Raw genomic sequence first — 13,593 nt, forward strand, 5'->3', positions numbered from 1 at the left:
TGACGTGATAGGCGCCAAGCGTAGCATCTTATTGGCGTAAATTACCCTTGGGGGCCGGGAATGGTCGGGCTTTGGGGTACTGAGGCACGTAAAGGTCACCTGGTTTTCCAGCAATTAAATGCCACTGAGCGGCCGCTTGTTGGTAATCATACCGCAGCCCTTTGAACTGTGTTACAAGATGCGTAGGACCTGCCTGGCTCAACGACTGGGGCAGGGTCCGCCCAAAAGAAAGCGGCACTCCCCTTTTCACTGTCCCGTAAGCCTTGACACCCCACGCAGCCACCAACCTCAGAACATACTCGCCGTCAGCCCCTACATTTACGACATCCCAAAACCCCAAGGTCTCGAGTACTTCTCGGCGAAACATAAACGACGATGTATTGCGATATATCCACCCGTCCATATTTTCGATACGCCAGCGACTAAACCGTAATTCGGTTGTCGCACGTACAAAATCACTAAAACAGGCCTTCCATTCCGGGTGCTGATTCATACCATTTACCTGGCACTCGAGCTTTTGCGGGTGCGACCAGTCATCACTATCGTGAACGGTGATGAGCTCGCCGCGGGCCAGTTCTAGCCCCCGATTACGCGCAGCGTAGGCGCCCTGGTTGTAGGGCTGGTGAATCAAGCGAAAGCGGCTGTCCTTATCGCAAAACGCTTTAGCAAGTGCCGGGGAAGTATCGGTCGAGGCATCATCAACAATCAACACTTCAAGGTTTTCATGCGTTTGGTTGGCCAGGCTTTCCAGGGCAGTAAGCAGGTACGCTTCTGCGTTGAACAACGGCATGATGATGGACACCAGCGGTGCTTTGGAGTCGTTGTCATCGTAAGCGCTTGAAGCGGCACCTATAGCGGCCAGGTTCTCCAGAGTCAACGGCTGGTTAGCATCCAGCAGGGCGAGTGGTGCGAGTGCGGCGGAGCGGTAGATGGCATTGATATGATAAAGACGCAGATCCTCATTCAAGGCCTGCGCTTGGGTTATTACCGGAACAACGGGGATGGGCATAGCGCTACTGATCAACTGCTGTTGAAAATAAAGCAGATTGGCCATTGCCAAATGGGTATCAGAATATTCGGGGCAGCGTTTGGCGAGCGCCGATATACGAGCAAGCGCCTGGGCCAAATCCCCTTGCTGGGTAAAAGCCTCGATCTCCAGCAGGTAAGGTGCCGGCGTGGTGGGCAACTGCTTTCCTAATGTGTAACGCTCGCCCAGGTGCTGTGTACAGGTTTGCCATTCCCCCTGCCAAGCGTACCATCTCGCCAAAGCCCAATGGGCGTAGCTTGCCTCCCACTCGCCCCCAGTGCGAATCAACTCGTTCAAACGCAGATGTATACTTTTATCATCTTCTTGCCACAGCGCTACTTCCAGCCGCTGGGCGCTAAGCTCAAAAGGCCATCGCCCCTCACCTTCCCCGTGCTTGGTAAAATGTAATAGTGGGCTTACACCCGCTTTGGCGATATCCGCATATTGGCTGCGATAAAAACCTGAATGAAAAAACGGCCCTGGCCAGCGGCCCCACTTCTCACCCAAGGTTACATAATGTTCAGCAGGGGTAAGCCCCGAGACATTTACATCCGGGTATTGGGCCTGATACCAATCGGCATCGAACCAGGGGCTTTGCTCGACCAGCGCTATTGTATTCATAAAATTACTTATAAAGTCTTCATTAATAGTTTAAAAATAGGCCTAATCATTTTTCCAAAAATACTCTGGCTCAAAAAGAATAGCGGACTGCATGAGCAAAGCATTACCGAACTCGGTAAAATTCTTGCCATTGGCAGGCAGCAAGGTAATCTCGCCAAATACCGGCCCAGCATGGGAGGAGAAAAAATCGACCCGGCAAAAGGCACCAAGCTTAGTGCCGACCTTTCCAGCCGCCTCGATAATCGCCTCAAGGTGTTTAGGCTTTTTTATACCACTAATAAACGGGTAGTTTTTTTCGATAGGCAGGTTTACCTTATTCCAGCTAACCGAGTACTGGGCCACCCCGTAATAAGGATAATTTCTGTCCACCACCAGTATTAGTACTGGCATACCACCAAATACGTATACTTTGTAATCCAGTGGTATGTAATCGTACTCGATCTCACTCGTGGAGAACTCATCTTCTATAAACTCTTCGATGATGAATGAGCACCGCGGGTTTTTTAGTTTAAGCTTGAGCCACTCATCATAAATATCTTTGACCGTTGCTTTCATCCCGGTCAGAAGATTATAGCCGTGAGAAATGACGAACACCCCGATGGAAGCGCCATAACCATCAGGCTTTGCCACGAACCGAGGGGGTAAATCCAGGGTCAGCAACTCCTCCAGATCATCGAAGGTCGCCAACACGTTGGGAGTAGTAAGGCCTAAATCAACAGCGAAACGATGCATGTTCTTTTTCAGAGCAAGGCTTTTTTGCCAAATCGCACACTTGCCGCCGGATTTTTTGCAACAGTCGCTCCGGGTGCAGGCCTGTCTCCTAAACCAAATATCGTGACGTTCGGTCATTGCTTTTTCAAAGGTTTTGACGCCGAAGAGCGCATTGGCCTTATCCAACAACCCCAGGTTTTGAGTAAGCAGGTCGGGCTCTTGTATAACGATTTGCTTGACCCGGTTTATATGCTGGGCATAATTTTCGAGGGTTAGCTCGTGAATCAGGCGTTTTAAATGGCTTTCAGAGGATTCATCGCTGACGAACCAAGGCTTTTTATTTTGTTCGTCAAAGGGAAATAGGGGTGTAACGTCCGTAAGAGTAGAGCAGCCTTCCAAGGGCTGCGTAGCACCTTCTGCTATGACCTCGAAACGAGTCTCTTTACCGTTCAGGTAACATGCAGGCACGGTAATAGAAAAGCCGCTAAAGCCATCTGAAAGCCCTTTCCGTAGCAGGTCGCGCCTAAAGATCGCCGCTTTAAATTCCCCCGCAGGTTTTCCATTGACAAGCAAATTTAACGCAACGACTTCTTTCGAATCTTCGCTATTGATAGCCCAGCCGCTTAGCTTATTACCCTGCAAACGGTCTATCCAAACTCTATAACCCATTCAAGGCCTTTATCGTTTAACAGCTTCCCCAGTTAACTTAACGTGGCACTTCATCATAATACCTCTTACCGTGCTCATACATTAAGCTCTTTGACTCAGCTACTTCCCAAATCGTTTTATTTTAAAAGTTTGTTATTTAGCTTATTCGTAAGCCACTCAATCAGAGCCAAACAGATCTCGAGTATATACCTTCTCGCGAACATCACTGATCTCGTCGACCAACCGGTTGGCGATGATGACATCGCAACGCTGCTTGAAGACGCCCAGGTCCCTGATGACTTCAGAATTAAAGAAGTGGTCTTCTTCCAGCACAGGCTCATACACTACTACTTCAACCCCTTTCGCCTTGATGCGCTTCATCACCCCCTGCATGGCACTAGTACGGAAGTTGTCCGAACCGGATTTCATGATGAGCCGGTAAACACCCACCACACGAGGGTTACGTTTGAGCACCGACTGCGCGATGAAATCCTTGCGCGTACGATTGGCTTCAACGATAGCACCGATCAGGTTATTGGGCACATTTTCATAGTTGGCCAAGAGCTGCTTGGTATCCTTGGGTAGGCAGTACCCCCCATAGCCAAAACTGGGGTTGCGGTAGTGTGCGCCGATGCGCGGGTCGAGCCCTACACCTTCGATAATTTGCCTGGTATCCAGCCCGTGGGTTTCAGCGTAGGTATCGAGCTCGTTGAAGAAGGCTACGCGCATCGCAAGGTAGGTATTGGCGAATAGCTTGATTGCCTCGGCTTCGGTGCTATCGACAAACAGCGTGGGAATAGCCTGCTTGACTGCGCCCGCCTTCAACAGCCCCGCGAAGCGTTCGGCGCGTTCAGAGCGCTCGCCTACCACGATACGCGATGGGTGCAGGTTGTCGTAAAGCGCCTTACCTTCGCGCAAAAACTCTGGGGAGAAAATAAGATTGTGAGTACCGAAGCGCTCTTTGGCCTCGGTGGTATACCCCACCGGCACGGTGGACTTGATGACCATGACCGCATTAGGATTGATACGCATGACATCCTGAATGACCGATTCAACGCTAGAGGTATCGAAATAGTTGGTAACGGCGTCGTAGTTGGTTGGCGTGGCAATGATGACATAATCAGCGTTGGCATAGGCCGACTCCTTGTCCAGCGTCGCCTTGAGGTTCAGCGTTTTATCACGGAAGAACGCTTCGATTTCAGCATCTTCGATCGGCGATTGCCGAGCGTTGATCAACTCGACCTTTTCGGCCACTAAATCGACCGCCACCACTTCTTGATGCTGGGCTAAAAGCACCGCATTAGAGAGGCCTACATAGCCAGTACCTGCAACCGCAATTTTCAAATTGGACATCCTGATAAGCGCTCTTTCGATACATCCATTAAATTTAAGCGTTTGAATAGTAACGGATCAGAACAGGCTAGCCTACCGACTCGCGAATCACATTCGCGATATCCATTGCGGCCGTTTCAGCGGTGTGGGCGTTCGTTGCCTCCACCATCACACGAATAAGCGGCTCGGTGCCAGATTTGCGCAGCAATACGCGGCCATTAACGCCCAGCTTGCTTTCGACCTCTGCCACTACCTGCTTGACCTTTTGCGACTCGAGCGGGCTCACCTCGCCACCCGGTTTGAAGCGCACGTTAATAAGCGTTTGTGGCAGCTTGTGCATACCTTGCTTGGCTTCGAACAGGTTCGTTTGCTGTTGCAACAGACAGGTAAGCACACGTAGCGAAGCGATTACCGCGTCGCCGGTAGAAGCGTGGTCCAGGCTTAAAAGATGCCCGGAGCCTTCACCCCCTAGCCGCCAGCCAGTTTCCTTTAGCTGCTCCATCACGTAGCGGTCGCCTACTTTGGCACGCTTAAAGGGTATGCCCAAAGCATTCAGTGCGTGCTCGAGCCCCAGGTTGCTCATCTGGGTACCTACTACGCCGCCAGTGTAACCTGTCGCTTTAGCGTCTTTCGCTAACAGGTATAAAAGCTCGTCGCCATCTACCACCGTGCCGGTGTGGTCCACCATCATCAGTCGGTCAGCATCACCGTCCAGCGCAATGCCCATGTCCGCTTCGTTTTCCAACACCGCGGCTCGAAGACTTTGCATCGAAGTAGCACCACAGTTGGCATTGATGTTCACGCCGTTGGGCTTATCGTGAATGCTGATCAGCTCTGCGCCCAGCTCACGGTACACAGCGGGGGCTACTTTGTAGGCAGCCCCATTAGCGCAATCCACCACGATTTTCAAACCATTCAGGCTCAAGGCCCCGGGCAAGTTGGCTTTACAGTATTCAGTATAGCGGCCCGCTGCATCATCGATACGGCGCGCCTTGCCCAGTTTATCGGATTCCACGCACGTCATGCCGCCTTCAATAGCGACCTGTAGCCAACGCTCGATTTCCTGCTCTTGAGCGTCGGTCAATTTGCGGCCGCCCTGGGCAAATATTTTGATGCCGTTATCGTAAAAAGGGTTATGTGAGGCGCTGATTACTACACCTGCATCCATACGAAAGGTAGAAGTTAAATAAGCTACGCCAGGCGTGGGCAGCGGCCCGACCAGCGCTACATTGACTCCGGCGGCGGAAAACCCGGCTTCCAGGGCGGACTCCAACATATAACCGCTGGCTCGGGTGTCCTTACCAATGAGTACTTCCCTTGTGCCTTCGGCCCCTAAAACCTGCCCTGCCGCCCACCCCAGCTTCATTGCAAAGGCCGGTGTCATCGGGAATTCGCCTACTCGGCCGCGCACGCCATCCGTGCCAAAAAACTTTCGCATTCCTTTATACCTTTCCCATGTACGCAATAAGTCGTTCTTTAAACAGCATTTTTCAAACAAAAAGCGCGCCAATAAAGCGCGCTGAAAACATGTATGCTTTTCAATATCAGCTCGCTTTACGCGCCTTACTACTCCACCGTTACGCTCTTGGCGAGATTGCGCGGTTTGTCTACATCGGTCCCCTTCACCAAGGCCACGTGATAGGAAAGCAACTGAAGTGCTACCACATGCAGTACAGGAGAAAGCAGACCATAATGCTCTGGCATTTGCAGTACGTTCACGCCTTCGGAAGACGTCACTGCGCTATCGCCATCCGCAAATACATATAGCTGCCCACCGCGAGCGCTGACTTCCTGCATATTGGCCTTTAATTTTTCCAAAAGTTCATCATTGGGTGCTACCACCACTACCGGCATATCTGCATCGACCAGTGCCAGCGGCCCGTGCTTGAGTTCACCCGCGGGGTACGCTTCGGCATGGATATAGGAAATTTCCTTGAGCTTGAGCGCACCTTCCAGGGCGATGGGATAATGGCGGCCCCGGCCTAAAAAAAGCGCATGGTGTTTATCGGCAAAGTGCCGAGCCCAATCTTTAATAGCGGGTTCGAGCGAAAGTACTTTATCGACCGCGATGGGGAGGTGGCGCAACTCATCCAGGTAGCTCTTTTCGCTGCCTTCATCCAAGCGTTGATTAGCTTTGGCCAACAAAAGCGTTAGCAGAAAAAGAGCACTCAACTGAGTAGTAAACGCCTTCGTGGAGGCGACCCCGATTTCCGGACCCGCGCGGGTGATGAAGCGAAGTGCCGTCTCGCGCACGATAGCCGACTCGGGTACATTGCAAATGGCCAACGTATGCGTATGGCCCAATGACTTCGCGTACTGTAAGGCCGCCAGGGTATCCGCTGTTTCACCGGATTGTGAAATGACCACGACCAGTTGGTTCGGGTTGGCAACGCTTACGCGGTAGCGGTACTCACTGGCAATCTCTACATTGCAGGGTAGGCCCGCCACCTGCTCGATCCAGTACTTGGCCGCCATACCCGCGTAGCTGGACGTACCGCAGGCCAGAATAAGTACGGCGTCAACCTGCTCGAACACCTTCGCGGCCTCGGCCCCGAAGATACCGGGCTGGAGCTGCCCGGCCCCGCTGATCATTTCCAGAGTATTGCCGAGTGCTTGGGGCTGCTCGAAGATCTCTTTTTGCATGAAATGTTCGAACTCACCCAGCTCCACGGCATTGGCACTAAGCTGCGAAGTAATCACCTCGCGTTCGACGACTTGACCTTCTGCATTCGTGACGACTACGGCGTCACGGCTCAACCGCGCCACATCGCCATTTTCCAGGTACATCATGCGCTGGGTAACCGAAAGCAAAGCCGAAGCATCCGATGCAGCGTAGTGGCCATCTTCAGCAATGCCCAGCATCAAGGGCGAGCCTTCACGGGCCACTACCAGGCAATCCGGTTCCTCTTCACTAATGACAGCCAAGGCAAACGCGCCTTCTAGGTGCGCCACGGCGCACTGTACGGCAGAAAGCAGGTTTTCCGCTGGCTCGCCAATTTCACCCTTGAAGCAGGCCTGTATCAGGTGGGCAATAGTTTCCGTGTCCGTATCGGAGGTAAATTCGTACCCCAGACTCTGAAGCTGCTCACGTAAGGCTTCGTAGTTTTCGATAATGCCGTTATGAACTACCGCTAGCCCTTCGGAGATATGCGGGTGGGCATTGCGTTCAGCCGGTACGCCGTGGGTAGCCCAGCGGGTATGGGCGATACCTACGTTACCCTGTATACCTTCATCAGCTACCTTGGCCGATAACTCTGCCACGCGCCCTTTAGCACGGGCACGCTGCAAGCCATTGGCGCCACTAACAGGCAATAAGGCCAAACCTGCCGAATCATAACCGCGATACTCCAGGGTCGATAACCCTGAGAGCAAGAATTTAGTACATTCCCTTGCGCTAACCGCGCCTACAATTCCGCACATAAGCACTCCTTCGTGAAAATTAAATTAATAACAACTAAAACATTAGAAAATCAACATTCTCTAGTAAATAGCTATAAATATTTATAATCAGCATTAACTTAGAATACCAAGACCCTTCTCTAATGAAAAAAACTTTAGATCAAACTCATAATCATCAGCCCAACGTTGGCAAACAGCTTTCTCATCGCGACGCGCAGTATCGTCCATCCAGATTTGTGCATTATCAGATAGTTTTTCAAATAGAGTTGGCAAAGCAGGGTAACGAGCGAACTGACATGTAGATGCCGGGGGGCCATCTACCAAGATTAGATCCACACCTTCAATATTACTAAGAACACTTTCAGGATACCATTTTGAAGGCTTCTCCTTTTCCCGAACATTCATATGGTAACTATTCCAAGATTCAAGTTCACCAATACGAAAATCGACCCAGGGATCTAGAAACTCATAATTCAACAAACTTAATGTATCCTTACCAAAATCAACTGAATGCTCAATAGATACCAAAAGGCCAAAGCCATTTTGACGTAAAGCATCTGCTATAACTATAGTAGATGCTCCACTACCAAATTCAACTATTAGTTTAGGCTTACTTTTAATGATATATGTATGCAGCTTTAACAGAACGTCTGGAGATGCTGCCCACCCTCTTAGCGGGGGAAGCGAGCCTTGAATTTTCATTTTTTTTTGGAGCCAAAAAAGGCTTTCAATTTGACTATAGACCTTATCTAATTTATCAGCGTTTGCTTTAATTATTTTTTCGATATTAGTATCAAAAAGATCAGATAGGTTCTCAGCATCATTGGCGCTCATATAACACCTTTATTTCAATTTAAGTTTATATTTATCAAACTGGCTTTTTCAACACGACCTAATAACGGTATCTTAATAGAAAACTTGCTATCAAAGAAATCAAAAACATGAACTCTTATGTACATATTTTTGATTTTCTCAGCATCAAAATTTTCAATCCGAATAAAAAAATCTTCACTTACAGTTTTAGAAACAAAACCCGAATTACCTATTTTCTTTTCTATACCGTCTTCATTTAAGAAAAAATGTAAAGATAAGCTATAACCAACAAACATGCTAGCTAAGTTAATGTGGCAGTACAGCATATTTTCAACTAGCTTGAAATATACCTTCATACTTTCAGACAAAGTCACTTTATGGGCTTTCAAATCAAGCAATGGGATTCTATTTGATGCCTCATCATATAGTATATCGAAAGCATCAAGAGGTTTATTATTTATTATATTTTCTAACGCTTGCAAAATTAACTCTTTTCTTGGAGGTGTATGACCAACTCCCCAGCTTCCGAAAAAAATAAAAATATTATTAAACAGCAAACCATTATTGATTTTTTTATCAATTCCTTCACCATGCAAATACTCTTTTAAATGAAGCCTTAAATGAGGGCTATCATAACCGTCCATATAAATAACAGTTCTTTTTTCATTCTCTCTTAAAAACTTATATCTAATTTCTTTTTCTTTTAAAAAATTCACTAAACGTTCTTTATCTCTACCCCACTTTTCATTAACAGTTGTATATGCTTGATTTAAAAAACGCCCCACATGGCCTAGACTATAATTAATTATATCACTTTGAGGATTCCAAACAAAAGCAGTCGAATTATCTTTATCATGCATTAGCTGATGAATACTTAGTGCGGCAAACCCCCCACCACTACCACCGGTTAAAATCAACTTTTTACCAGTCCTCTCAATAATGGAATCGCAGATTTTTGCAATCAAGAAATGTAACCCAGGGAATTCATCATTACCTATATACCAAGCTAGCGAACAATTAATGTCGCGATCGACTGTAGGATCTGAAAAGGCAATTAAAGAAACTCCTAATTGCTTTGCTAAATTTTCAAAAGAGAAAAAAGGTGGAGATTTATTAGCCCTATCTGTGACTGCACCAGAAAAAGAAATTAATATATACTCAGAGTCTTTATAATCTGTAAGAATTTTTAATGCATCATCACTACCAAAGCCATGAACACCAGAGGAAAAAATTTTATCTAACACTAATTCCAAAAGATTAGAATCTACTTTCATAAAAGGTTACTCTTTTTATCTTTTTTGGCTTTTATTCAGGCGAACAACAGCATAATCCTTTGAGCTTTTTATCATATGCTTATGCCTATCAGAAACAGTCATTTCATTAAACCCTTCGTTATTGAGCATTTTATCATTAATAAAGTCGGGGAAGTTTTTAATGCAGGGATCGTCAAGGAAAACATCTGGTAAATATGTATGAAATGGAACATTTCCAGAATCATTCACACCAGTTATAGTACGAATATAAACTTTCTCTCTTGAATCAGATATCAGTACGTTTTCAACATCTAAAGATGTATGATTTCCTAAAGCATATACATGATTTCTTTTATCATAGAAGTCAGATGTGCTTTTTCTAAAATTTACATGGGCAAGACCAAGAGCAATTTTTGGATAATTAAGATATTTTAAACTCTTATAAGCCTTTTCTTTCTTATCATAAATTGCTTGAAACCCACTTGGAAAAGTCACTATATAACCAGCAAAATCTGGTTTAACTTTCTCATAAATCAAAGGCAAATAGTTTGAAGACAAAACATCATCATCGTCTAAACGAACAGTAACGAAAGAACTTTCATTTTTTACTTTTTCTTTGACTACCCTAGTTATAGCTGAGTCTATATTTTTTTCTACTACCAAAGAGTTATTTACAGGTAGTAAACCAGACTTGATAAAACATAATTCATAACTCCATCCACTACGAGTGGAGAAAGCAATAAGGATTTTTGATAATGACTCTCTTATAAGCTCTGGAAGTTGATCGGATGTTAAAATAATCAATGAAACTTTAGCATTGACCTTTACTTGTGCCAATAAGGATTTAAGCGTCAGCTCTTCAAAAACTTTTAGTCTATCTTTTAATAAAGAAACGTCCATCAACCTATCTCTATACTCCTGAATTGTATCAGAAGACAAAGCAGACCTACTTCCACTCTTAGTGCTAGTTATAACCGAAAACCGTGTAATAAAAAAAATATTTCTTTCCATGTCAATCTCTAATAATAATCAATTTATATTTTTAATAGCATCAGCGTACGGGACATGCATTTCATCATGCGTTACATAACGCCTACTATCATTTAAGGGAAAATCCAAATAAGCATTATCAATAGACAACTGAGTTGCATGCCAATCTAACCATGAATTACGATAAGCTTTTCTTGAATCAGACAAGCCACCGTTATTAGATCGAATGCCGTGTGAAGGATGATTAGTTAAACTTGTTTCTAAATCCAGGCAAATCATTCCAATTTGTTTAAAGCTTTTAAACTCACTACCAAGTAGATTTTCAGCACGAGCAATCATTTCACTGTCAGCTCCGAACCTAATTGAGTCCCAATATCCTAAAGTATTTTTAATAAAGTCTATTTCAAACATGCAAGAAATTGATGCTTTACGTGCTGCACCATCAAAAGAAAAACCAGAAATTTTACCTATATGGCCAAAGTAACCGTTAGGTTTTATTCTCACCATATAAGTAAGACTTGCTCTCGGAAAATTATTTTCATTTATTAACTGATAATGCTTTTCTAACCTTTGCGGATGAGCCCAATCATCAGCGTCATGTCCTGTAACATAAGCACCTTTAGCATGAGTTAGACCTATATTTTTAGATACATAAGGACCAACATTTACTTTGTTTTTTAATATTTTAACTCGGCTATCACTAGATCTTATTGATTCCAGAATGGACCATGTGTTATCCGTACTACAATCATCCACAATAATTAATTCTATATTTTTCCAAGACTGATTCAAAATAGAATTAGCTGCATATAAAATTGTATCTTCTGAGTTCCATGCAGGCATAATTATAGTTATAGTAGGGCCATCATTTATACTATCAAATTCATCGCAATAGAATTTTGCTAAAATATTTTCGTTAGATTTATTTTTAAATCTCAAAGGTGCAATATCGAAGTGACTAAGATAAGTATTGAAAGCACTCAACCACGCTTCTTCATTGCCTTCAATTATACTTCTGTTCGCTTCAACTAAATTAATTGTATAATATAAATCTTCAGGTAAATTCTGCTTCGCAGTGTTAACAGCTAAGTCAAAGTTCCCCTTTTCAGCAACTTTATTTGCAGCCCAGAGTACATTATCTGGTTTAGGCAGATTAGGTTTGTTACGCGTTAGAAAATGTAAAAGAGGATTCATCCCCTGCCGCTGAACCCACCCTTTTACGTCATAATAAAAAGATGAAGAAAAGTTGGGGCCTGGATCTCGACTTAGGACTGTACCATACTTTAAAAAATGGTAAAGGGGCTCTAATCCGGACATATTGACATCTGGATACTTAGCGACATACCAATCCGGATCGAAGAGTTCTGAATTGTTAACCATTTCAACATACTTACTTTCTAAGTTATTGAACATTCCATTGTTCATATTAGAGCCTCACTTCACCCTTGCCTTCATTGCCCAGCACATTTTTCATATCAAGGTATGTAGTAATTTTTTTACCCAGCTTATAAATATCATCCCCTAGTTCTTTAAATTCTCGATGGGCTACTGCAACTATCACAGCATCATACTCGCCTTTTTTAAGCTCTGGCACCATATCGACTCCGTATTCGTGTGCGGCTTCCAACGAGTCCACCCAAGGATCATAGATATCGACATCCATGCTGTAAGCTTTAAGTTCGTTAACTAAGTCAATTACCTTGGTGTTACGAATATCCGGGCAATTCTCTTTAAAAGTCATGCCCATAACTAGTACTTTTGCACCTTTAATCAACTGGCCTTTTTGGATCATGGCTTTGATTAATTTGGATGCGACAAAACGTGCCATGCCATCATTGATTTCACGCGCTTTACGGATGATGTCGGGAATATGACCTACCGACATTGATTTATGCACCAGGTAGTAAGGGTCTACACCAATACAGTGGCCGCCTACCAACCCGGGATTGAGTTTGATGAAATTCCACTTGGTCGCAGCCGCTTCTATAACATCATTGGTATCGATGCCCAAGTGGCTGAAAATCATCGAGAGTTCATTGATTAAAGCAATGTTTACATCACGCTGAGTGTTCTCGATAATCTTGGATGCTTCAGCAACCTTGATGCTACTGGCTTTGAAAGTGCCTGCCGTAATGATGCTCTTATAGAGCTGATCGACGAACTCGGCAATTTCCGGTGTTGAGCCCGAGGTTACTTTCATTATTTTTGAAACCGGCCGTTCCTTATCGCCCGGATTAATACGTTCGGGGCTATAGCCTGCGTAAAAATCCTGGTTGAATACAAGCCCGGATACCTGCTCTACCACGGGAATGCAGTCTTCTTCTGTTGCGCCGGGGTAAACGGTGGATTCATAGATAACCACATCGCCTTTACTGATCACCCGGCCCAGAAGCTCGGAAGCTTTCACTAGCGGGGTTAAATCCGGCTGGCGGTGATCATCAATGGGAGTAGGTACCGTCACGATATAGACATTGGCATCGCGTATGTCGTCTTCTACGCTTGTAAAGGTTAGTTGCGGTGCTAATTTCAGGTCGTCGGTCGTTACTTCGCGCGTACTATCAGTTCCTTCTTTCAGTTCCTTTATACGATGCGATTTAATATCAAAACCGATTGTGGAGTACTGCTTTCCGAACTCGATTGCCAGCGGAAGCCCTACATAACCCAAGCCAATAACTGCGATTTTCGTATCTTTCATTTCGTTCACTCAAAGCGTTTAAAATGGGTTGCTATTTAACTATTCCTTTAGCTTGGCTTGACGCTCTACACTGACATCACTTACCTCCGACTTGTTCCTAATTT

At 45.3% G+C, this 13,593-nt stretch carries 10 protein-coding genes; all 10 read right to left on the reverse strand.

Annotated elements, in window-relative coordinates:
* Positions 1–28: 28 nt before the first annotated feature.
* Complete coding sequence (locus tag ACWHXT_RS10930; RefSeq protein WP_447955849.1) at positions 29–1,648, reverse strand: glycosyltransferase; 1,620 nt, start codon at positions 1,646–1,648, stop codon at positions 29–31.
* Positions 1,649–1,690: 42 nt separating this feature from the next.
* Positions 1,691–3,001, reverse strand: a complete 1,311-nt coding sequence (locus ACWHXT_RS10935) for an ATP-grasp fold amidoligase family protein (protein WP_447955850.1) — start codon at positions 2,999–3,001, stop codon at positions 1,691–1,693.
* Positions 3,002–3,184: 183 nt separating this feature from the next.
* Entirely contained in the window at positions 3,185–4,351 is a 1,167-nt protein-coding gene (locus ACWHXT_RS10940; RefSeq protein ID WP_447958030.1) for a nucleotide sugar dehydrogenase, read from the reverse strand.
* A 76-nt stretch (positions 4,352–4,427) separates the two neighbouring features.
* Positions 4,428–5,777 carry a phosphoglucosamine mutase gene (gene glmM, locus ACWHXT_RS10945; protein WP_447958031.1) on the reverse strand — a complete coding sequence of 450 codons (1,350 nt, stop codon included), beginning with the start codon at positions 5,775–5,777 and terminating at the stop codon, positions 4,428–4,430.
* Between the two features lie 128 nt (positions 5,778–5,905).
* Positions 5,906–7,759, reverse strand: coding sequence for a glutamine--fructose-6-phosphate transaminase (isomerizing) (gene glmS, locus ACWHXT_RS10950; protein WP_447955851.1), 1,854 nt, complete (start codon positions 7,757–7,759; stop codon positions 5,906–5,908).
* 93 nt (positions 7,760–7,852) lie between these two features.
* On the reverse strand, positions 7,853–8,572 hold the full coding sequence (locus ACWHXT_RS10955) for a class I SAM-dependent methyltransferase (RefSeq protein WP_447955852.1): 720 nt from the start codon (positions 8,570–8,572) through the stop codon (positions 7,853–7,855).
* 14 nt (positions 8,573–8,586) lie between these two features.
* A complete protein-coding gene (locus ACWHXT_RS10960; protein WP_447955853.1) occupies positions 8,587–9,825 on the reverse strand; it encodes a hypothetical protein in 1,239 nt (412 codons plus the stop codon).
* Between the two features lie 15 nt (positions 9,826–9,840).
* Positions 9,841–10,815, reverse strand: coding sequence for a glycosyltransferase (locus ACWHXT_RS10965; protein ID WP_447955854.1), 975 nt, complete (start codon positions 10,813–10,815; stop codon positions 9,841–9,843).
* A gap of 18 nt (positions 10,816–10,833) precedes the next feature.
* Complete coding sequence (locus tag ACWHXT_RS10970; RefSeq protein ID WP_447955855.1) at positions 10,834–12,219, reverse strand: glycosyltransferase family 2 protein; 1,386 nt, start codon at positions 12,217–12,219, stop codon at positions 10,834–10,836.
* Position 12,220: 1 nt separating this feature from the next.
* A complete protein-coding gene (locus ACWHXT_RS10975) occupies positions 12,221–13,489 on the reverse strand; it encodes a nucleotide sugar dehydrogenase (RefSeq protein ID WP_447955856.1) in 1,269 nt (422 codons plus the stop codon).
* Between the last annotated feature and the right edge of the window lie 104 nt (positions 13,490–13,593).

The organism is Vreelandella halophytica (assembly GCF_968193635.1).

What these genes read in the sequence shown, in the direction of transcription:
- ACWHXT_RS10930 (WP_447955849.1), bottom strand. Translation starts at nt 1,648, where the DNA reads ATGAATACAATAGCGCTGGTCGAGCAAAGCCCCTGGTTCGATGCCGAT.
- glmM (WP_447958031.1), bottom strand. Translation starts at nt 5,777, where the DNA reads ATGCGAAAGTTTTTTGGCACGGATGGCGTGCGCGGCCGAGTAGGCGAA.
- glmS (WP_447955851.1), bottom strand. Translation starts at nt 7,759, where the DNA reads ATGTGCGGAATTGTAGGCGCGGTTAGCGCAAGGGAATGTACTAAATTC.
- ACWHXT_RS10955 (WP_447955852.1), bottom strand. Translation starts at nt 8,572, where the DNA reads ATGAGCGCCAATGATGCTGAGAACCTATCTGATCTTTTTGATACTAAT.
- ACWHXT_RS10960 (WP_447955853.1), bottom strand. Translation starts at nt 9,825, where the DNA reads ATGAAAGTAGATTCTAATCTTTTGGAATTAGTGTTAGATAAAATTTTT.
- ACWHXT_RS10965 (WP_447955854.1), bottom strand. Translation starts at nt 10,815, where the DNA reads ATGGAAAGAAATATTTTTTTTATTACACGGTTTTCGGTTATAACTAGC.
- ACWHXT_RS10970 (WP_447955855.1), bottom strand. Translation starts at nt 12,219, where the DNA reads ATGAACAATGGAATGTTCAATAACTTAGAAAGTAAGTATGTTGAAATG.
- ACWHXT_RS10975 (WP_447955856.1), bottom strand. Translation starts at nt 13,489, where the DNA reads ATGAAAGATACGAAAATCGCAGTTATTGGCTTGGGTTATGTAGGGCTT.